Source organism: Actinopolyspora lacussalsi (assembly GCA_030803735.1).
GTDB classification, from domain to species: Bacteria; Actinomycetota; Actinomycetes; order Mycobacteriales; family Pseudonocardiaceae; genus Actinopolyspora; species Actinopolyspora lacussalsi.
This window is the reverse complement of sequence record JAURUC010000001.1, coordinates 835,722-857,198: the sequence shown is the minus strand read 5'-3', so window position 1 is coordinate 857,198 and position 21,477 is coordinate 835,722. Positions and strand designations below refer to the sequence as shown.

Genomic DNA, 21,477 nt, shown 5'->3' with positions numbered 1-21,477 from the left:
CATGCGTTCCGGGTGATTCCACGACCTGATGCGTTCAGTGGCCCCGGCACCCGATTGCCGCGCTACGGTTATGACGCGTTCGCCTTGCTCTTGTTGCCTTTACCGGTTTTGTGCGGAGCCAGCACCATGGTCATGTTGCGGCCGTCCTGCTTGGGTTTGGCCTCGATGAAGCCCTGCTCTGAGACATCGTCGGCCAGCCGCTGCAACAACCGGAACCCCAGCTCGGGGCGGGACTGCTCGCGGCCGCGGAACATGATCGTCACCTTGACCTTGTGACCCTGACCGAGAAAGCGCGAAACGTGACCCTTCTTGGTCTCGTAGTCGTGCGGGTCGATCTTGGGACGGAGCTTCTGCTCCTTGATGACGGTCTGCTGCTGATTACGGCGTGACTCGCGAGCCTTCTGCGCACTCTCGTACTTGAACTTGCCGTAGTCCATGAGTTTGCACACCGGCGGCTTGGCTTGCGGAGCGACCTCGACGAGATCCAACTCCGCTTCCTCCGCGAGCCGGAGTGCGTCCTCGATACGGACGATGCCGACCTGTTCACCGTTCGGTCCGACCAACCGGACCTCGGGCACACGGATGCGGTCGTTGATGCGCGTCTCGGAGCTGATGGGGTCTCCTCGGTTCGATGGCGTTTCTGTGCTGCACCGCGGCGTGAAGCTCGCCCCTAGAGCATGCAGCCGCCTCGCGGCATCCTGCCGGATCCGCGAGACCCTTTTACTCCAACCGATCGAACCGGTATGGCAATACCGCTTCATTCCGCCGTCGAACGGTGTTCTCGGCGGGATCGGGACCCGGCGGCCTGTGAACCGGCCACGCGGGTGGGAGCGGGGCTCCACTTTACCGCCCCCGAAAGGCCGAGGGCGTTGCGCGCATGTGAGAGTAACAGGCGTGACCGAGTCGCAGCCAACCGAGTCCCCCGAAACAGCCGCACCGCCGGACGGCGACCACTCCGGGGAGGGCCTCGATGCCACGGATACCCCGCACAACGTGCGCGAGTTGAGCAATGTTCCCAGCGTCGAGGTGATCAGCAGGGCCGCCGTGATGCTGATGTCGGCGGCGGCCGAGAAGCTGGGCCTGGCCGAGGAGGACCCGGACGACTCCCCGGTGCGTGACCTCGACGAGGCGCGCCGTCTGATCACCTCGCTGGCCGGCCTGATCACGGCCTCGGTGGAGTATCTCGGGCCCCATGCGGGAGCGCTGCGGGACGGGCTGCAGACACTGCAACGTGCTTTTCGGGAAGCTTCCTCGGAGCCGGATCCGCCCGGCCAGGGCCCGGGTGAGAAATACACCGGCCCCGTTCACTGAACGGCTGTCCGGCCGGGCGCCCCGAAACTCCCGAGCGGCACGCCTGGGATCAGCGCGGACCGCTCAACCGTGCAGCGTCGCCCGCACCGCGCGGTGATCACTTCCCCTGGTGTCGACGACCTCCGCGTCGGCAACGCGCACACCCCTGGACAGCACGTGGTCGAGCCGTACGGCGGGAAACGCGTCCGGCCAGGTGAAACCGAAGCCTGCCGTGGCCTCACCGGCTACGTTCGGTAACCACCGGGTGAGCGAACGCAGCGCTCGGTCGGTGGTGGCGGTGTTGAGATCACCGAGCAGGACCACGTCCTCGACGGCCTCACCCGCCACCGCCGTGGCGAGTTTCCGCAGTCCTTGGTCCCGCTGCTCCACCGAATCCGGACGCAGCGAAGGCAGATGGGCGACATAGACCGCCAGCTCCCCCTGGGGAGCGTGTGCGACGGCTCGAACGGCACGGGTCCAGCCCAGGCCGAGGTCCACGACTCGTACGTCCGACAGGCGGTAACGACTCCAGAGACCGACGGTCCCCATCGTGACGTGGTGCGGATAGCGTTCCCGCAGTGCCTCGGTCGCCACCGAGCGGGTTCGCGATGTGATCTCCTGCAGCCCGACCAGGTCGGCATCGGCGCGGGAGAGGTCGCGCAGTGTGGCCTTCGGATCGCTGTTGCTCGCGTAGAGGTTCTGGGTGACGACTCCCACTCCTCCCGCCGCGCTCCGATCGTTCGCCGGAACGGCTGTTCCGAAGATGAGCCCCCAGATCAGTGCGGGCACGAGCAGCAGCACCGAGGCACGGCACCGCGCCAGCAACGCGGGCAGCGCCACCAGCGGAACCGCCGCTCCCAGCCAGGGAGCGAAACTGTCCACGAGGGTTCCGATTCCCATGGGATTGGGCAGCAGACGATGGCACAGCAGCAGAGCACTGATTCCCGCGGCGAAGCACGCGACAACGGTGTCGCGTGCGCGCCAGGGCCGGAACAATGCGCTCAACGGTCCGGGCACGCTCGGACCCGCACCACGTGAGTGCGTGGTGCGGTCCGCGTCAAGGGCGTGTCGTGCGGGTCGCCGTGCCATCCCGGACAGTCTGACGTGCCGAGCTTTGAAAAAGCTGAGAGCTCCCGGGAAACGACGCGGGGAGAACGTCGGGCGGCCACATGGGAGCCCCACCACCGCGGTGAACGCCGGTACCGGTGAACGGCACCACCGAATCACTGTCCGCGAACGGCCAGCGCGTCGATCTCGACGAGCAGATTCGCGGGCAGCCCCACATAGACCGTGGTTCGTGCCGGGTAGGGCTCCCCGACCACACGAGCGTAGGTCTCGTTCATCTCCGCGAAGTGAGCCACGTCGGTGAGGTAGACCCGCAGCATGAGCACGTCCTCAACTCCCGCCTCCGCCTCGGCCAGGATGGCGAAAACGTTGCGCAACGCCTGCTCGGTCTGCTCGGCCACGGATTCCGACACCGGTTTTCCGGTGGCGGGATCAACACCCGTCTGTCCCGAGACCTGCACCAGGTTGCTCTTGCACACGGCCTGCGACAGCGGAACTCCCGCGGGCGGGGTCGGGGCCTTCGGAGTGGTCACGACGGTTCTGGACATTGGTATCCACCTTTCGAGAGAAATCAGCTGTCCGGTGGCTGCCAACCGAGTTCGACCGAGACGCGGTCGCAGACGCGGGACAGCTCACCGGTCGATCCGAGCAGTTCGTCGAAGTCGAACAACACCTTCGGCGCCGACAGCGAAACCGCGGCGACGATCTCGCCGCGGGGATCGCGCACTCCGGCGGCTATGCAGTGCACGAAGTCCTCGTGCTCACCGCGATCGACGGCATAGCCGGATCGTGATACCCGATCCAGTTCGTCCAGGAACCGCTCGGGTTCGGTGATGGTGTTGTCCGTCAGCGCGGGATAGTCCAGCGCGGCGGCGACCTCCCCGCGGGCGGACTCGTCGAGGCCGGAAAGCAGCACTTTCCCCACCGCCGTGCAGTGCAACGGCGCGCGGGCACCGATACGCGAGTACATCCGGACCGCATGGGTGCTGTCCACCTTGTCCACGTAGACGACCTGATCGTCCTCGCGAACGGCCAGGTGCACGGTGTGCCCCGTGCTCTCCCCGAGCTCGAGCAGGTGGGAGCGGGCCGTGTCGCGCACGTCGATCCCGTCCAACGCACGGTTGGCCAATTCGAACAGTGCGCTTCCGAGGCGATAGCGGTACACATCGGAGCGTTTGACGAACCTGTCGGCCTCCAACGAGCGCAGCAGCCGCATGACGGTGGATTTGTGCACTCCCACCGCCTCCGCGAGCTGGTCGAGGTTGCGGGGCCCGTCGGCCAACTCGGTCAGCAGCGCGAGTCCACGCCGCAGGCTCTGGCTCATTCCGTGGTCCTTTTCACTGTCGTCAACCGTTCCACCAACCATCGGTGCCCTACCTCTTGGAGATCGCGCTGGGCATCCGGAAGAAGCTTCCGGCAGCGGTTCCGTTGACGGCCACCTTGCGAACTGCTAAACAACACTTTATCAATATATGCAATATCTGTTGCATTAGGCGCAATTGGAGATCCAGTGCGAGCAGCGACGATGGATCGGACCGCGGTAGGTGCCCTCCGGGAAGAACGGCTCGACTGGCGGTTCAAGGCCGTGCCGTCCGAAGCCTTCGGGAGCACGATCACGGAGTTCCTCCGAACGGAGCCGGAGATCACCGGGAGCGGATTCGTGGGTCCGCTGTTGCTGTTGGACCGTTCGGCGCTGGAACACAACTTGACGACGATGGCCGACTGGTGTGCCTCGCGAGAGGTGCTGCTGGCACCACACGGCAAGACGACGATGGCACCGCAGCTGTTCCAACGACAGCTCGACCACGGCGCGTGGGCGATGACCGCCGCCACCGTCAGCCAACTCCGGGTATATCGCGCGTTCGGCATCAGTCGGGTGCTGCTGGCCAACCAGTTGGTCGACGAATCGGGACTGCGCTGGCTGTCTGACGAACTCGACGACGATCCCGGTTTCTCGTTCGGCTGCTGGGTGGATTCGGTGTCGAGCGTGCGACTGATGAGCAAGGTCCTGGCAGCGAAACGCGCGCGTCGGCGGGTCGACGTACTGGTGGAACTCGGCGGTGAGCACGGCCGCACCGGAGCCAGAACCGTCGCGGAAACGGTGGAGGTGGCGCGGGCGGTGTCGGAGAGTCCGGTGTTGCGGCTCGTCGGCGTCAGTGGCTACGAGGGTGCGATCTCGCACGATCTCAGTGACGAGGATCTGACCGCGGTGGACTCCTATCTGGCTCGACTGCGGGAGTCGGTCACGCGGATAGCCGCGGCGGGGATGTTCGACCGAACGGAGGAAATCGTTGTCACCGCGGGCGGGAGTTCCTATTTCGACCAGGTGGCCGAGGCGCTCACGGCACCGTGGGAGTTGGGTTCACCGGTACTTCCGGTATTGCGGAGCGGTTCGTACATCACTCATGATCACGGCTTGTACCGCACCATGTCACCTTTCGGTCGGGCACACCGTCTCGCCGGACCGGAGCAGCCGTTCCGCGCCGCCATGCGAATCCTCGCGCAGGTGACCTCACGTCCGGAACCGAACCTGGCACTGCTCACGTTGGGCAGGCGGGACGCCTCGTTCGACCAGGCCCTGCCACAGCCGCGGACCCTGTGGGCACGGGACGGCACCACGAGCTCTCTGACCGATTCGCACGTTACCGAACTGGCCGATCAGCATGCCTTCCTGTCGGTCCCGGCCAACTCGGAGATCTCCGTGGGCGACTGGGTCGAGTGCGGACTGTCGCACCCCTGCACGACGTTCGACAAGTGGCAGCTCATACCGCTCGTGGACAACGGGAAGGTCGTGGATCTGGTGCGTACTTTCTTCTGAACGACTCTCCGTGTTCCCGGAAGCCGAGCAGGCGGCCGGCCCGGCGCGGCTTCCGACAGGCGCGGCAACGGTGTCGCTCGGGCGATCAGGGCGAACTTTCGCGGCGGTTCTTCCGCCGGGAAGCGGCACGGGACACATCACGTCGGTTATCCGCTCCACGGAAACCGAGAAGGTGTCGGGAACACACCGGAACGGAGGCGAGGATGGACGAGAGCCTGATTCGGGGCGCGGTGGTGGTCGACGGCAGCGGAGCACCGCCCTTCGAAGCCGACGTGACGATCGGCGCGGGTCGTATCTCGGCCGTCGACAGCCCCGGGAGTCTGCGCGGCAGACGCACCATAGCCGCTGACGGTATGGTGCTTTCCCCCGGATTCGTCGACATGCACGCGCACTCGGACCTGCTGCTGCTCACCGATCACCGGCACACCGCCAAGGTGGCGCAAGGGGTGACCACGGAGGTGATCGGTCAGGACGGGCTTTCCTACGCTCCCGTCGACGACCGAACGCTGCGGAACCTGCGTACCCAGCTGGCGGGTTGGAACGGCGATCCAGCCGACTTCGACTGGAACTGGCGTGGTGTGGGCGAGTACCTGGATCGCATCGATCGAGGGATCGCTACGAACGCCGCGTACCTGGTTCCGCACGGCACGCTCAGGATGCTGTGTGTGGGCTCGGAAAACCGTCCCCCCTCGGAAACCGAACTGGCACGGATGCGCGAGGAACTGGCGCGGGGAATGTCCGAGGGGGCGTTCGGCATGTCCTCCGGACTGACCTACGCACCCGGCATGTACGCCACGACGTCCGAACTCGCCTCGCTGTGCGAGGTGGTCGCCGAGTACGGCGGCTACCACTGCCCACACCACCGCAGCTACGGTGCCGGCGCCCTTGCCGGTTACGAGGAGATGATCCGGATCAGTCGGCAGTCCGGCTGCTCGTTGCACCTCGCACACGCGACGGTGAATTTCGACGTGAACCGGGGGCGCGCTCCCGAACTGCTGGCGATGCTGGACGAGGCATTGGACTCGGGAGTCGGGATCACGATGGATTCCTACCCTTACCTGGCGGGGTGCACCTCGCTGCACGCGCTGCTTCCCAGCTGGATGTTCAGCGGTGGTGTCGAGGCAACGTTACGAAGGCTGTCCGATCCGGACAGCAGGAAACGTGTGCTGCGTGAGATGGAGGTGGAAGGCTCCGACGGTGCGCACGGCGTACCGATCGACTGGAGCGCCATCGAGATCAACGGGGTACGGCACCCGGACAAAACCGGTCACCTGGTCGGGCGCGACATCGCGACCGCGGCCAATGTCGAAGGGGTACCTCCGGGGGAGCTCTACCTGGACACCCTGCTGTCGGACGAACTGGGCAGTTCCTGCCTGATGCACGTCGGTCACGAGGAGAACGTGCGTGCCATCATGCGACACCGAATGCACACCGTCGGCAGCGACGGCCTGCTGCTCGGTGAACGGCCACATCCCCGCGGGTGGGGGACGTTCCCGCGTTATCTAGCGCGATACGTGCGGGAGCTCGGGTTGCTCGATCTCCCGGAGTGCATCCGCCACATGACCTCGACGCCGGCACTCCGACTCGGGCTGTCCGACAGAGGACTCGTACGGCGGGGCATGGTCGCGGACCTCGTGCTGTTCGACCCGGACGAGATCCGCGACAACGCGACGTTCGAACGACCGCGTGCGCGACCCAGCGGAATCAGCCACGTAATGGTCAACGGTGTCCCCGTGCTCGAGCACGGGGAACGCAACGACGCCACACCGGGACGAGCGCTGCGGCACGGCACCGGGGGAACCGTCTGAGAGAGAGGTCCTCCGCTCCCTCCCTCCCGAGCGCTGTCCGGAGGGGACGTTCCAGCGGGTGACCCGAGCGGCACCTCCGGACCCGGTCAAGAAGTTGTCCGGAATCCGCCACCGTGAATTTTGGTCTAGTCCACCGTCGGGAGCTGGGGCACACTGAGTCGACGGAGATCGGCACAGGGGTTCGACCGAACGGTAGGACGCCCGTGTTCGGACCGAGGCGGGGACTCCGCTCCGGCCCGTCGGTTCTCGGCGGAGCACCCCGCGAGGAGACGAAGCGCAGCGGACCGGAGCGAGCGGGCTCCGGGCACCGCGGGGAAACAGGAGAGTCATGTCGACGAACGCACTGAATCGGCGCACGTTTCTGGCCTCGTTGAGCGCGGCGGGGGCAGCGGCGGCCGCTCTGCCCACCGCTGCCACGGCACGCACCGGAGGTGACCACAGGCCCGCCTACCTGGGCAGCTTCAGCTGGACCGATCCCCCGGGCAGGGGCTTCGACGTCGCTTCCCACGACCTGAGTTCGGGACAGCTGCGACCGATCCGTTCGGTCGAGGGAGTACCCGACGCCTCGTGGTTGGCGTTCTCACCCGACCGGCATGTGCTCTACACGACCAACGAGCTGGTCCCGGACGGTACCGTGACGGCGCTGAGCCTGTGGGATCCGCGGAACCCAAGGATCATCAACACACGCTCCAGCCGAGGCGCGGGGCCGACGCATCTCAGCGTGCATCCCAGCGGACGGTTTCTGCTGACGGCCAACTACACCGACGGCACTGTCGCGGTTCACCGGTTGGAGGTGGACGGCGGCGTCGGGGAATCGACGGATCTGGTTCGGCACACCTCCGAACCGCGCGCGCCCCACGCACATCAGGTCATCACCGATCCGAGCGGACGCTGGGTCGTGGCGGTCGATCTGGGTGCGGACGCGGTCTTCACCTACCGGCTGGACACCGCGTCAGGCGAGCTGCACCGAAACCAACGGCTGTCCGCCCCAACCGGCAGCGGACCTCGCCACTTGGCCTTTCATCCGGACGGCAGGCACGCCTACCTGCTCAACGAGTTGGCCAGCACGGTGACGGTACTGCGTTGGGATGCCGCGGCGGGAACTTTCGAGCTGGGCGAGAGTGTCAGCACTCGCCCACCGGACGCCGCGGGGGAGAACTATCCGGCGGAGATCGTCGTCACTCGCGACGACGACTGCTACGTCACCAACCGGGGCGATAACACCGTCGCTCACTTCAAGCTGAGCGAGCGGGGAACACGATTGCACCTGACAGGCACGACCGATACCGGTGGGGACTGGCCTCGGCACTGCACTTTGGACCGGACTCGACGTTGGCTCCACGTGGCCAACCAGAACTCGGGAACGGTCACCAGGTTCTCGCGCGACTGTACGACGGGCTCGTTGAGCCCGGTGGTCGACACCGTGGAGGTCCCCGGTGTCGCCGTGGTCGCGCTGTAGCGCACCGGTGACGGCGGTCCCGCCCCCTGCTTTCCCGTCGGGCGAACTCGGGTCCTCCCGTCGGACCACGTCACACCGAGCGCCCCGGGCGAGAGCACCCCCGAGACACCCCGCTGCGGTGACGGGCGGAGCACGGGGAGACAGCGGCTGTTCCACCGTGGACCCACCGCACTCCCGGAAGAAGTTGTCTCCTTTTACAGGTCTAAACCTTGTGTCCACTCAGTGGTCCACTTAGCATCGAGCACATTGCACAGAACAGAACAGACGTTGCATTCAACGCAACGGAGGTGTCATGCGGTTCTGGAAATTAGCCACCGCCGCGATCGTGGCGACGTTGCTGGTGGGATGCGGGCCACCCCAGGTGGATCAATCGAACTCCGGTGCGGACAGCCGCACCGGAACCCTTCGGGTGTGGCTGTTCGACGAGGCCAACCGTGACCCGAAGGAAAAGGTCGTCAATGCCGCGGTGGAGGAATTCGAGAAGAACCACCGGGACGTCACCGTCGAAGTCCGCTACATCGCGGTGGACACGCGATCGGAACGCTTCACCGGCGCCTTCAATGACCCCTCCAGTGCCCCCGACGTGGCGGAGTTCGGCAACACCGATCTCGCCAGCTACGTCACGGCAGGCGGAATGTCGGATCTCACCGGCATGATCGAGGACTGGCCCGCGGCGACCGACCTTTCCGACTCGGTGCTCGATACGGCCAAAGTCGACGACAAGGTCTACGGAGTCCCCTGGTTCACCGGCGTACGGGCGCTGTACTACCGCACCGACGTGTTCGACGAGCTGGGACTCGAACCACCGCGCAGTCTCGGTGAACTCGTCGAGACCGCTCGCAGGATCCGTTCGGAACGGCCGGACATGTACGGTATCGCCGCGGGCGGCAAGTACACCTACGCGATGATGCCGTTCATCTGGGCAGCCGGTGGTGAACTCGCCGAGCGCGGGAACGGCTCGTGGCGGTCCGCCATCGACGGCGAGGCCTCCCGCCGCGGAGTACGCACCTATACCAGCCTGCTTGATCCGGCGATCTGCCCACCGGACCAGTGTGCGCAACTGACCGGCACCGAAAGCGTCCAGGCGTTCGCTGGGGGCAAGGCGGCCATGACCATCGGCGGGGACTTCAACCGAACCGCCGTCAACCAGGGGGCCGCCGGGGACAAGTACGACGTGGTGCCACTTCCGGGGCAACGAACCGGTTCTATCGCGCCCGCGTTCGCGGGTGGCAACCTGCTCGGAGTGCTGCGGTCCTCGGACCATTCCACCCTCGCCCAGGAATTCATCAAGGTGCTGGCGGGCAAGAAATACCAGCGCCGGATGTACGAGGCGATGAGTTATCTGCCCACCTTCGAGGACGTGCAGGACAGGGTGGCAGCCGACGATCCGGCCGTCGAGCCGTTCATCGACACGCTGCAGGCCGGAACCCGTTTCGTTCCGAGCACGCCGGCGTGGTCCGAGATCGACGCGCAGGAGATCCTGCCGACGATGGCACAGCGGATCGCCACCGGCGAGGAGGTCCGTCCGGCCACCCAGCGGGCGGCCGAACGGATGAACAGCGCATTCGGCGACCGGTAGGAGTTCGTCGACTCGATTTCCGCGGTGCTCGCTCGGCTCCCCTCGCGGGCGGACCACGAGGGGCCGTTCGGCTCGGTCACACCGAAGACCCCCGCGACAGCCGCATCCGAGCGGGCACCGCGAGACCTGACAGAGCACCGCGGGGAAGCCGGCCACCACCCGATCCAGAAGGTTCCAGCCGATGACAGCCGAGCTGACCACCGAATCCGATCCGAGAACGCCACCAGGGGACACTGAAACACGACACGGACACCGTCGGCGTCGCTCCGGGGGCAATGGACAGGCCCGCGCCGCGGTGCTCTATCTGGCCCCCGCGGGGGTACTGCTGATCGCGGTGATGGCCTACCCGCTGTACCAGCTCGTACAACTGTCGCTGTACGAGTACGGACAGGCTCAGGCGAGCGGAGGAGCACCGCTGGAGTTCCTCGGGCTGGGCAACTATGCGACGCTGCTCAGCGACAGCCGTTTCTGGATGGTGCTGGTCAACACCTGTGGGTTCGCCGCGGTCTGCGTGCTGGGCAGCCTGTCGGTGGGGATCGCGCTGGCCGTGCTGGCCGGCAGGGTCCGCTGGCTTCCCCGCACCCTGCTTTTCCTCGCGGCACTCGGTGCCTGGGCGACCCCGGCGGTTGCCGGTTCGACAGTGTGGCTCTTCCTGTTCGACCAGAACTTCGGGTTGGTGAACGAAGTGCTGAGCGGGCTCGGTTGGCAGGGTATGGAGGGATTCTCCTGGACCTACGACCGGTTCACCGCATTCGGCCTCGTGGCCGGTGAGGTCATCTGGTGCTCGTTCCCGTTCGTGATGGTGACGATGTACGCGGGCATCAAGGCCATTCCCGGCGAGATCGTCGAGGCCGCCTCGCTGGACGGGGCCTCGACCTGGCGCACCGCTCGAAGCGTGCTACTGCCGATGCTACGACCGCTTTTGATCATCGCCACCATTCAGTCGATCATCTGGGATTTCAAGATCTTCACACAGATATACGTGATGACCGACGGCGGCGGAATCGCGGGACAGAATCTCGTACTCAACGTCTACGCCTACCAGGAGGCGTTCGCCGGATCGAATTACGGGCTCGGGTCGGCCATCGGAGTGGTGATGACCGGGCTGCTGTTGCTGATCACGGTGATTTACCTGTGGGCACAACGAACTACGGGGGAAAACACATGACCACAGCGGCACGCGCCCCGAAACGGGGTCTCATCGGCCGCGTACTGCCGGGAAAACGCCCCGGGAGAACACTGGCCGAGATCGCGACGGTGCTCGTGGCGGCCACCATCGCCTTTCCGCTCTACTGGATGGTGCTCACCGCCTTCAAACCGGACGGGCAGATCCAGTCCACCGATCCGCGCCCGTGGACGCTCTCGCCCACGCTGGAAAACTTCCGGCAAGTGTTCACCGTGGACGATTTCGGCAGGTACTTCCTGAACAGCGTGATCGTTGCCGGGGTGGTGGTGCTGATCTCGCTCGTGATGTCGTTTCTGGCCGCTGTGGCACTTACACGGTTCCGTTTCCGCGGTCGAACCGTGCTGCTGATCATGATTCTGGTGGCGCAAATGGTTCCGGTGGAGGCGCTGACCATTCCGCTGTTCTTCCTGATGCGTTCGGTCGGTTCGGTGGCCCCTTGGTTCGGGTTGAACCACCTCGGCTCGTTGATTCTGGTGCACCTGGCCTTCAGCCTGCCGTTCGCGATATGGATGCTTCGCGGCTTCGTCGCCGCGGTTCCGGCCGAGCTCGAAGAAGCCGCCACACTGGACGGAGCGGGCAGGTTCCGATTCACGTGGCAAGTACTCTTTCCCCTGGTCGCTCCGGGACTTGTGGCGATGAGCGTGCTGTCTTTCATCCACGCGTGGAACGACTTCCTGTTCGCCAAGACGTTCATCATCTCGGCGACGGAGAACCAGACACTCCCGTTGGCGATCCTGGTCTTCTTCAAACCGACGGGCAACGACTGGGGCGCCATCATGGCGGGATCCACCCTGATGACGATCCCGGTCCTGGTGTTCTTCGTGTTCGTACAACGCCATCTGGTCTCCGGCATAGCAGGGGCGGTGAAAGCGTGAGCAGCAATGCCTCTCCCCTTCCGTTGGACTCGGTGATTCCCCGCCCCACGGTGGTGCGCCCCGGCCGGGGCAGCTTCGTGCTGGACGGCGACACCACGCTCGCGGGCGACTCCGCCGCGTGCGACTGGTTTCGCCGGCACGTGGGCGCGGCTGTCGGACTACCGCTTCGCGAGTCCGAGCACGCCGACATCACGTTCCTGATAGCCCCGGAGGAAATCGACGCCCGCGAGGGATACCGGCTCGACATCACCGAGCACGAAATCCGGATTCGTGCCCACGACGAGGACGGTGCCCACTACGCGGCCCAAACCCTGCGGCAGCTGCTGGGAGCCGACGCGTGGCGCGCGGCGCCGACGCGCCGGGGACCGTGGCGATTGCCGTGCGGCGAGATCGAGGACCGGCCCCGGTTCTCCTGGCGTGGCTGTCACCTTGATCTCGCGCGGCACTTCATGCCCAAGCGAGAGGTGTTGCGCTTCGTCGAACTGCTGGCGGCGCACAAGCTCAACGTGCTGCACCTGCACCTGACCGACGATCAGGGATGGCGGATCGAAGTCCCCGGCCTGCCCCGGCTCACCGAGGTAGGGGCCTGGCGAAAGGATTCACAGCTCGGTGCCGGCCCCGAAGCGGGACGCACCGAACGCCCGCACGGGGGCTACTACACCGGAGCGGATCTGGCAGAGATCGTCTCCTACGCGGCCGAGCACCGGATCACCGTCGTCCCCGAGATCGACGTACCGGGCCACTGCCAGGCTGCCATCGCCTCCTATCCGGAGCTGGGCAACGAACCACACCGGCAGTTGGATGTGTGGACCGGCTGGGGGATCAGCGAACACGTACTCAACGCGGAGGAAAGCACGGTGGAGTTCTTCTGCCGTGTGTTCGACCACGTGCTCAGCGTATTTCCCTCCCCCGTCATCTGTGTGGGAGGCGACGAGGTGCCGACCGATGAGTGGGAACGCAGCCCACGGTGCGTGCGACGCAGCAGGCAGCTCGGTCTCTCGGAACCCGCGAAGCTGCACGGCTGGTTCCTGCGCCGGATCATCGAACACCTGCACGCCAGCGGCAGACGAGCGATCGGCTGGGACGAGATGCTCGACTCCGGCGAATCGTTGCCGGCCAGTAGCATCGTCGCCTCGTGGCGTGACGAGCAGGGCGGAGTCCGGGCTGCCAGGGCGGGTTACGACACTGTCATGTGCCCCGAGCAGCGGGTGTACCTGGACCATCGACAGGCAGCGGGCTCCGAGGAGCCGGTTCCGGTCGGATTCGTGAACACTCTCGAGGACGTCTACGCCTACGATCCGGTACCAGCCGAGTCACCGAGTGCGTTGTCCCGGCGTGTGCTGGGAGCGCAGGCACAGGTGTGGACCGAGCACCTCGACTCGCCCTCCAGGGTCGACTACGCCGCCTTTCCCAGACTGTGCGCGTTCGCCGAGGTCGCCTGGTCGTCTACCGCCGTCCGGAACTTCTCGGACTTCCGGACTCGGTTGACCACGGAGCATCTCGCACGGTTGACGGCGGTCGGAGTACAGTTCCGGCCGTTACAGGGACCACTGCCCTGGCAACGGCGCCCGGGCGTACCCGGTAAACCGCGTTGAGCGGACCGCCGATCGACGCGACCGCGGCAAGGCACCAGTCGGTGGCGTCACCGATCGCCTCAGGTGTCCCGTCCGGCCGGCTCACCTTTCTGCCTGACCCCCCTGTCCGCGTCGGAGGCGTGCGAATCCCGCGAGTCCTCCTCTCCTGTGTTGGCGAGTCCCGCCTCGGAGTCCACGTAGTACGGCCGCGGGGCCCGGGAACGCAGTACCACGCGGCCGGCGTCGGCCGCCGCACCGAACTGGCGACTCTGTCCCACGTAGATCCCCACCGGGATTTGAACGGCGACCAGCAGGCACAACGAAAGCAACGGCAGTGTCCACGAGCCGGTGAGATCGCGCAGCGCACCGGTGAGTATCGGCCCGGTGGCGGCCACCAGGTACCCGGCCGTCTGCGACATCGCCGCCAGTGCTGCGGCTCCCCTCGCGTCAGCCGCGCGCAGGACGACGAGCATGAATCCGATCCCGATCGTCCCGCCGAGCCCCACCCCCAGCACCAGCACACAGAGCAGCGCACCGCTTGGTGGTGAGAGGGTCAGCCCGAGCAACCCGATCAGCAACATGGCGGGGAAGGTCGTGGTGATCCAGACCTGACGGCTGCTGCGGGCCGCCATTATGGGTGCCGCCAGCGAGAAGGGAATCCCGACGAGGTTGGCCAGTGAAAGCATCTGTCCACCGGTCGTGGGGTCCATACCGTTGTCGGTGAGTATCTTCGGCAACCAGGCGATGACGGTGTAGAACGTCAGTGACAGCAGAGCGAAGAAACCGGTGACACCCCACCCCAACGGACTCCGCCAGGCTTGTCCGCCCCGGGCGTCACCGATGGCGTCCGCCGTGGAACCCGTCGGATCACGGTGCTGGGGGAGCCACAGCACAACGGCCAGCACGGCGGGAACGGCCCACACCGCCAATGTGGCGCGCCAACCGAGGCCGGTGAAATGCTGCCAGGGAATCGTCAGTCCGGCTGCCGCCGCGGTACCGATACTGATTCCCATCGTGTACAGCCCCGTCATGACGCCGCTCTGCGCGCCGAAACGTTTCTTGATCACCGTGGGAAGGAGTACGTTTCCGCCGGTAATCGCGATGCCCACCAGTATCGTTCCACCGAACAACGCGGCGGAGGCCGGAACCACTCGCAGCAGGATTCCGGCGAACAGCAACAGCAGTGCCACCGCTATGGTGCGTTCCTCGCCGTAGCGCCTTCCCAATCGTGGCGCGGTGGTGGACAGCAGCACGAAGCACAGCAGCGGAACCGTGGTGAGCAGTCCGGTAGCGGTGTTCGACAAACCGGTATCCGACTGGATCTGCCCCACCAATGGCGCCACCGAAGCTATCGCGGGACGCAGATTGATCGCGACGATCAGTATTCCGGATGCGGACAGCAAAAACGAGAGGATGTTGATCTTGTTCCTGTTCGAAACGCCGGAGTGGTTCCCGGCGGATCCAGTAGTGTCATTCAACATGAATCACATTTCATTTTCCGGGAATTGCGAAGCGACATTACCAAATGAATTCTCTTCATAGAACACCCAGAACAAAGAAAACGGCCGGTCAGCACTTTGTCATTCTTTCGAGCGACCGTAGATAGAGGGAAAATTCAGTCCGAAATTAACGATTCTTCCCGAGAAGGAAACATCCGCCGAAGGCGATCAAGATCATCACTCGGAGCCAAAAAATACGAATTATACCGCTCTGTTGTTCGTATTTTCGGGGCGGCTGATCCCAACCCGGGAAACCGGAACACGGCCCACGGGGGCACGCGAGTGCAGCCATCGCACCGACGGTGGGATTCAAGAAGATCATTTTTATCCCCCTTCGGCATTCCGAAACAGGCGATGGAAAACCGGGGGATAACCGCGAATCAGGCGTGGAGTGCCAACGGTGGAAATCCTCAGGGAACGACGCGGGCCAACACGGCGCGGAAGGCGTCACGATGCACGCTGGCAGGATCCCGTGCCAGGTAATGCCCGATCTCCCGGACGAACCCCTCGGGGGTCATGGGAGGCGCGGGAGCGCTCGTCGGTGACTCACTCGCCGTGATCTCACCCGCTCGACTCGGATAGAGCACGAGCGCGCCCACGACCTCGATGTCGTCGAGCAGTTCCCGGTAAGCGGCGATGCCTTCCGCGAGCCTGGTTCCCCCACCCCTGAACTTGCCCCCGTTCCGACGCAACGTGCCGTCGGCATCGGCGGTGTAGTGGCCGGGCAACCACATCTTCGATTCGATCAGAACCAGTCGCTTGCCGCACAACACGGCGTGGTCGATGTCCGCGAAGACCGAATCGGGCCAGGACAGCCCGTGGAATACCTTGGCCCCCGGCAGTCTAGTGAAGTAGTCGGCCAATAACCCCGCGGTGAAACGCTCACCGTACTCGCCACGTACCCCCTCGGGTTGGCCGAAAACCACGGAACGGCCGAACTCGGACAGAAAGACCCGGTCTTCCGAGGCCGGGGGCAGGTATTCGGGAACGTGACGATACACCCCGGCCACAGCCACGGCGGGCATCAGCCACAGCACCAACATCAGGGGCCAGGCATCGCTGACCAACACCACTGGCAACAACAACGCCCACCCACCGATGGTGGTGAGCACTTCGCCTCGGCTGTACGTGGCACGGGGGAAGTAACGCACCGGCTGATCGGGGTTGACCTCGGTCCACCACTGCAGGCGTGCCACGTCGGGCTCGGGAACGGGCGGTACGAAACTCGGGTCGGCACCGAAATCACGCCTGTCGGTGTCCCGCGAACGACGGCGGCGGGCGGTAGGACCGCCACTGGTGTCACGCCCACCGGCGTCGACGGTGTCGCCACGATCGTATGCCGCGCGACGCACCGGATCACTGAGAGTCTCGTACGCCTCCTGCAGCGAGCGGAAAGTGCCCGCCGTCCCCCCGGCGTCGGGATGCATCACACGGGCAAGCGACCGATAAGCCGACTTGATCTCCGCGGCGGAGGCTTCACGAGTCACCCCGAGCAGCTCGTAGTAGTCGACCCCGCTCAAGCTGTCGCGCCCACCTTCCGTTCCGACACTGTGACGATGCGACCGCGCTCGATGGGCGTCCCGGGGATCGTCGAACGAAAGGCGTTTTCCCCTGAGGGTGCACACCGACACGCGGGGAAAGAGAGTACACAGTAGTCGATCTCGCCCGGGGTCCGGTTCCCGATTCGACGTGCTCCCCGCTGTGGGCGGCGGGGATGCCGGTGGCGGCATCGCGGTCGCGGTCGTGGACCACGCCGCACGGGCATCCCCATGCGCGTGCCGACAGTGGTTTGGGCCCGTCGACACGTCGTGCACGCTCTTGGCCAGTCGGTGCGAGTGTCGGCCACCTTCGCGTGCTGCCGGGCGATCTTCCGAGCAGGGAATCGGGGATTGCCGATAACCTGCCCGTGCTGGTCCACCGCGAACGCCGACAGCCCCGGCACCGGGTCAAGCTCCGGGGCAAGCTCGAACGTCGTGGCCGTACTCGTCGGTGGCGGGCGACAGGATCTCGTCGCCGCCTCATGCGACGGTGCTCCGTTGATCGTCATCCGGCAGTACGTGGCAAACCAACGGCGCCCTACGGGGCATGCCCGACCACAAGCACCACTGATCGACTCACTCCGGCCCGAGGGCCGGAGCGCGCACCGACGAACTACTGGTCAGTGCTCGGTCAGCGCCGGCGCCAGGAACCGGCCGGTGTAGCTCTCCCCGACTTCGGCCAGCTGTTCCGGTGTCCCCTCGGCGACCAGCGTGCCACCACCGTTACCGCCTTCGGGCCCCAGGTCGAGCAGCCAGTCGGACATTTTGATCACGTCGAGGTTGTGCTCGATCACGACCACGGTGTTCCCCTTGTCCACCAGACCGTTGACTACACCGAGCAGCTTGCGGATGTCCTCGAAATGCAGTCCCGTGGTCGGTTCGTCGAGAATGTAGACGGTCCGGCCCGTCGAGCGCTTCTGGAGTTCGCTGGCGAGCTTGACCCGCTGTGCCTCGCCACCGGACAGCGTGGGCGCGGGCTGGCCGAGACGTACGTAGCCGAGTCCGACGTCCACCAGCGTCTTCAGATACCTGTGAATCGCGGTGATCGGCTCGAAGAACTCGGCCGCGTCCTCGATGGGCAGGTCGAGAACCTCCGCTATGGTCTTGCCCTTGTAGCGGACCTCGAGGGTCTCCCGGTTGTAGCGAGCCCCCTTGCAGACCTCGCAGGGGACGTAGACGTCGGGCAGGAAGTTCATCTCGATCTTGAGGGTTCCGTCGCCGGCACAGGCCTCACAACGTCCCCCCTTGATGTTGAACGAGAACCTGCCTGGTTGGTACCCCCGGACCTTCGCCTCCGTGGTGGCCGCGAACAGCTTCCGGATCCGATCGAACACCCCTGTGTAGGTGGCCGGATTGGAACGGGGCGTACGCCCGATCGGGGATTGATCAACCTGGACGAGCTTGTCCACGTTGTCGACCCCCCTGATGCGCTTGTGCCTCCCGGGAACCGTGCGGGCACCGTTGAGCTTGTTAGCCAACGAGGAGGCCAGTACGTCGTTGACCAGAGTCGACTTGCCGGAACCGGAAACGCCGGTAACGCCTATCAGACAGCCCAGCGGGAACGATACGTCGATCTCCCGGAGGTTGTTCTCCCTGGCCCCGACCACGGTCAGTTGGTTCTTGGGGTTCCTGGGCCTGCGCTCGGCTGGGAGCTCGATGCGCTTGCGCCTGGCCAGGTAGTCACCGGTCAACGACTTCTCGTTGGTGAGCAGCTCGGTGACCGGACCCGCATGTACGACACGTCCGCCGTGCTCACCGGCGCCGGGTCCGATGTCGACCACCCAGTCGGCGCTGCGCACCGTGTCCTCGTCGTGCTCGACCACGATCAGGGTGTTGCCGAGGTCGCGCAGCCGGTTCAAGGTGTCCAACAGGCGGTGGTTGTCACGTTGATGTAGCCCGATCGAGGGCTCGTCGAGTACGTAGAGGACTCCGACAAGCCCGGAACCGATCTGGGTCGCCAGCCGAATCCGTTGTGCCTCACCGCCGGAGAGCGTGCCCGCGGGTCGATCCAACGAAAGGTACTCGAGCCCGACGTCGAGCAGGAAACCCAGCCTGGCCTGCACCTCCTTGAGGACTCGTCCGGCGATCATCTGTTCCCGCTCGCCCAGCACCAGCCCGTCGAGAAACGCCGAACACTCCCGCACGCTCAACGAACTCACCTGGGCTATGGACATCTCCCCCATTTCGGGGTTGTGCACGGTGACGGCCAGGATCTCCGGTTTGAGCCGAGTACCCGCGCAGGAGGGACAGGGCACATCGCGCATGTAGCCCTCGTACTTCTCCCGCGCGTAGTCGGACTCGGTCTGGTCCAGCCGGCGTTCCAGGAAGGGGATCACGCCCTCGTAGGCGGCGTAGTAGGAGCGCTGCCTGCCGTAACGGTTCCGGTAGCGCATGTGGATCTGGTCGGTGCTGCCGTGCAGCACGGCCTTTTTGACCTTGGTGGACAACCGGTTCCACGGGGTGTCCATCCGGAAACCGATCGACTCCGACAGCGCGGTCAGCATACGGGTGAAGTACTCGGCGGTGTTGCCTCCCGCCCACGGTGCGATCGCCCCCTCGGACAACGAGAGATCCTCGTCGGGAACGATGAGTTCCGGATCGACCTCCTTGCGAATACCGAGGCCGGTACAGTCCGGGCACGCTCCGTAGGGGGAGTTGAAGGAGAAGGCCCGTGGTTCCAGCTCCTCCACTCCGAAGGGGTGCCCGTTCGGGCAGGCGAAGTTCTCGGAGAACTTGCGTTCCCGCTGGGCGTCGTGCTCCTCGACGTCGACGAACTCCAGCGCTACCAACCCGTCGGCCAGCCGAAGCGCGGTTTCCACGGAGTCGGTGAGTCGCTGCTTGGCCTCGGGCTTGACGGTCAGCCGATCCACGACCACGGCGATGTCGTGCTTTTCCTGCTTCTTGAGCGTCGGTGGCGACTCGAGCGGATGTACGGCGCCGTCCACGCGCACGCGTGCGTATCCCTGTGTCTGCAGCTGTTCGAACAGGTCGACGTACTCGCCCTTGCGCCCCCGTACCACCGGAGCCAGCACCTGGAACCGGGTACGCTCCGGCATCGCGAGAACTTGATCGACGATCTGCTGCGGAGTCTGCTTGCTTATGGGGTCCCCGCACTCCGGGCAGTGCGGTTTGCCCGCCCGGGAGAACAGCAACCGCAGATAGTCGTGGACCTCGGTGATGGTGCCGACGGTCGACCGGGGGTTCTTGCTCGTGGACTTCTGATCGATGGATACGGCGGGGGACAGTCCTTCGATGAAATCGACATCCGGCTTGTCCATCTGCCCCAGAAACTGTCTGGCGTAGGCTGACAGCGACTCCACGTACCGGCGCTGCCCCTCGGCGAAGATGGTGTCGAAGGCCAGGCTCGACTTGCCGGACCCGGACAGGCCGGTGAAAGCGATCAGGCTGTTACGCGGCAGGTCGAGGTCGATCCCGGTGAGATTGTGCTCACGAGCGCCGCGGACGACTAGGCGGTCAGCCACTCGAAGATCCCTTCACAAAGTATGTGGTCTGCGGATGCACGTTGTGATGCGACGGCCGCCGTTGTCGCCGCTTCACCACGATCCCGCCCGCGGCTCCCGATACCCGAACAACCGTCGCTCGGTGGGCGCGGGGCGCGGTTCGCGCCCATGCTATTGCAGCGGGACGACAATACGGCTCGACGCGGTCCACCCCGAAGGGGGACCCGGACACCTCCGCACGCGGCGAACAACGTCACGAACGCGACGAGCATTCCGAACCGGTTCCGGGGCGGGGAACAACCACGCGAACTTCACTCTGGTGAGTGATATATGCGTATCGGCCCCAGCCACCAGCGGGCTCCGCGCCGACTTCACGGCCCCACGAGACTACCGCCACGGGTGCGGGCACGCCTATCCTCGTCCAAAGCCGGTACTACCACCCCGCCCCGATGACTCGGGACGACGACATCGAGGCCACGCGAAGGCGGGGAAGCATGACCGATCTCGAGTACGAGGAATACGCCGACGGTGAAGTGGCTCAGCGACACCCTCGCCGAAAAGAGCTGCTGACAGCCGTGCAGCAGGCCACTGCCGGGTTGCTGAGCACGGTGGAGGCAATGGACGACGCTTCGGTACACGAGCCCAGCCTGCTGCCCGGCTGGAGCAGGGCACACGTGATCTCGCACCTGGCCCGCAACGCCGACGGGTGCGTCAACCTGCTGACGTGGGCACGCACCGGTGTCGAACACGCCATGTACGCCAGCAGACAGGACAGGGACGCCGACATCTCCGAGGGCAGCCTGCGAAACCACCGACTGCTGCTGGAGGACGTGGCGGCCGCCTCGGGGCGGCTGGCGGAGGCTTTCCGAACGCTTCCGGAGCCGGCGTGGTACGCCGAGGTGGAAGTGGCCCCGGGAAAGTCGATCCCCGCGCACCGGATACCACGGATCCGCCTGTTCGAGGTACGGGTGCACTCGGTGGATCTGAATCACGGCTTCGGATTCGACGACATACCGCGCGAGGAGATCGAATGGCTGCTCAACGACGCCGTCCGACAGTTCGGCGGGCGCCCCGATGTCCCGCCGCTCTCCCTCGAGGTCGAGTTCACCGACGGAAGCAGCAGTGTGTGGCGGCTCGGCACCCCGAACTCACCGGAGCACCGGGTGCGGGGCACTCCGGCAGTCGCCCTGGGATGGCTGCTGGGCAGAACCGGTCCTCAGCAGCTGGCAGGCTCCCCTCCTGAGTTGCCACCGTGGCTGTGACCGCGCACCGCGCGGGCCAACGGTTCGGCCCGCCCGGAACCTCGGCGAACCGGGACGAGGGAG

16 protein-coding genes are annotated in these 21,477 nt (G+C 65.6%); 9 read left to right on the top strand and 7 right to left on the bottom strand.

All coding sequences use genetic code 11. The features are described from left to right. Positions 1–68: 68 nt before the first annotated feature. A complete protein-coding gene (gene infC / locus J2S53_RS03730) occupies positions 69–683 on the bottom strand; it encodes a translation initiation factor IF-3 (protein ID WP_092632001.1) in 615 nt (204 codons plus the stop codon). A gap of 211 nt (positions 684–894) precedes the next feature. Here infC and J2S53_RS03725 point away from each other — a divergent pair, with 211 nt between their 5' ends. Beyond that, positions 895–1,311: a DUF1844 domain-containing protein gene (locus J2S53_RS03725; protein ID WP_245755575.1), complete on the top strand. Its 417-nt coding sequence runs from the start codon at positions 895–897 to the stop codon at positions 1,309–1,311. Between the two features lie 63 nt (positions 1,312–1,374). On the opposite strand, the gene J2S53_RS03720 is transcribed toward J2S53_RS03725, so the two are convergent. From J2S53_RS03720 to J2S53_RS03710, 3 genes are all read right to left on the bottom strand, one after another. Further along, positions 1,375–2,295 (bottom strand): endonuclease/exonuclease/phosphatase family protein, encoded by a 921-nt coding sequence (locus J2S53_RS03720; protein WP_456239769.1) that lies wholly within the window; start codon positions 2,293–2,295, stop codon positions 1,375–1,377. A 218-nt stretch (positions 2,296–2,513) separates the two neighbouring features. After that, complete coding sequence (locus J2S53_RS03715; protein WP_456239768.1) at positions 2,514–2,903, bottom strand: RidA family protein; 390 nt, start codon at positions 2,901–2,903, stop codon at positions 2,514–2,516. 23 nt (positions 2,904–2,926) lie between these two features. Then, positions 2,927–3,679, bottom strand: a complete 753-nt coding sequence (locus tag J2S53_RS03710; protein ID WP_456239767.1) for an IclR family transcriptional regulator — start codon at positions 3,677–3,679, stop codon at positions 2,927–2,929. A 201-nt stretch (positions 3,680–3,880) separates the two neighbouring features. Between J2S53_RS03710 and J2S53_RS03705 the strand changes: the two genes are divergently transcribed. The 7 genes from J2S53_RS03705 to J2S53_RS03675 all read left to right on the top strand — a co-directional run bounded on the left by J2S53_RS03705 (position 3,881) and on the right by J2S53_RS03675 (position 13,675). Beyond that, a complete protein-coding gene (locus J2S53_RS03705) occupies positions 3,881–5,173 on the top strand; it encodes an amino acid deaminase (RefSeq protein WP_456242692.1) in 1,293 nt (430 codons plus the stop codon). A 203-nt stretch (positions 5,174–5,376) separates the two neighbouring features. Beyond that, complete coding sequence (locus J2S53_RS03700) at positions 5,377–6,981, top strand: N-acyl-D-amino-acid deacylase family protein (protein WP_456239766.1); 1,605 nt, start codon at positions 5,377–5,379, stop codon at positions 6,979–6,981. Positions 6,982–7,309: 328 nt separating this feature from the next. Continuing rightward, positions 7,310–8,440, top strand: coding sequence for a lactonase family protein (locus J2S53_RS03695; RefSeq protein ID WP_456239765.1), 1,131 nt, complete (start codon positions 7,310–7,312; stop codon positions 8,438–8,440). A gap of 292 nt (positions 8,441–8,732) precedes the next feature. Next, positions 8,733–10,019, top strand: a complete 1,287-nt coding sequence (locus tag J2S53_RS03690) for an extracellular solute-binding protein (protein WP_456239764.1) — start codon at positions 8,733–8,735, stop codon at positions 10,017–10,019. A gap of 181 nt (positions 10,020–10,200) precedes the next feature. Next, the gene (locus tag J2S53_RS03685) at positions 10,201–11,187 is read left to right on the top strand and encodes a carbohydrate ABC transporter permease (RefSeq protein ID WP_456239763.1); all 987 of its coding nucleotides are present in this window, start codon (positions 10,201–10,203) and stop codon (positions 11,185–11,187) included. Further along, a complete protein-coding gene (locus J2S53_RS03680) occupies positions 11,184–12,080 on the top strand; it encodes a carbohydrate ABC transporter permease (protein ID WP_092980105.1) in 897 nt (298 codons plus the stop codon). The genes J2S53_RS03685 and J2S53_RS03680 overlap by 4 nt, the downstream gene beginning before the upstream one ends. Further along, positions 12,077–13,675: a beta-N-acetylhexosaminidase gene (locus J2S53_RS03675; RefSeq protein WP_456239762.1), complete on the top strand. Its 1,599-nt coding sequence runs from the start codon at positions 12,077–12,079 to the stop codon at positions 13,673–13,675. The genes J2S53_RS03680 and J2S53_RS03675 overlap by 4 nt, the downstream gene beginning before the upstream one ends. A gap of 59 nt (positions 13,676–13,734) precedes the next feature. Here J2S53_RS03675 and J2S53_RS03670 read toward each other — a convergent pair whose 3' ends face one another. The 3 genes from J2S53_RS03670 to uvrA all read right to left on the bottom strand — a co-directional run bounded on the left by J2S53_RS03670 (position 13,735) and on the right by uvrA (position 20,173). Then, on the bottom strand, positions 13,735–15,132 hold the full coding sequence (locus J2S53_RS03670; protein ID WP_456239761.1) for a CynX/NimT family MFS transporter: 1,398 nt from the start codon (positions 15,130–15,132) through the stop codon (positions 13,735–13,737). Between the two features lie 431 nt (positions 15,133–15,563). Then, positions 15,564–16,673: a J domain-containing protein gene (locus J2S53_RS03665; protein WP_456239760.1), complete on the bottom strand. Its 1,110-nt coding sequence runs from the start codon at positions 16,671–16,673 to the stop codon at positions 15,564–15,566. 638 nt (positions 16,674–17,311) lie between these two features. After that, positions 17,312–20,173, bottom strand: coding sequence for an excinuclease ABC subunit UvrA (gene uvrA / locus J2S53_RS03660; RefSeq protein WP_456239759.1), 2,862 nt, complete (start codon positions 20,171–20,173; stop codon positions 17,312–17,314). Between the two features lie 428 nt (positions 20,174–20,601). On the opposite strand from uvrA, the gene J2S53_RS03655 reads away from it, so the two are divergent. Next, positions 20,602–21,414 (top strand): maleylpyruvate isomerase family mycothiol-dependent enzyme, encoded by an 813-nt coding sequence (locus tag J2S53_RS03655; protein WP_456239758.1) that lies wholly within the window; start codon positions 20,602–20,604, stop codon positions 21,412–21,414. The last annotated feature ends 63 nt before the right edge of the window (positions 21,415–21,477 follow it).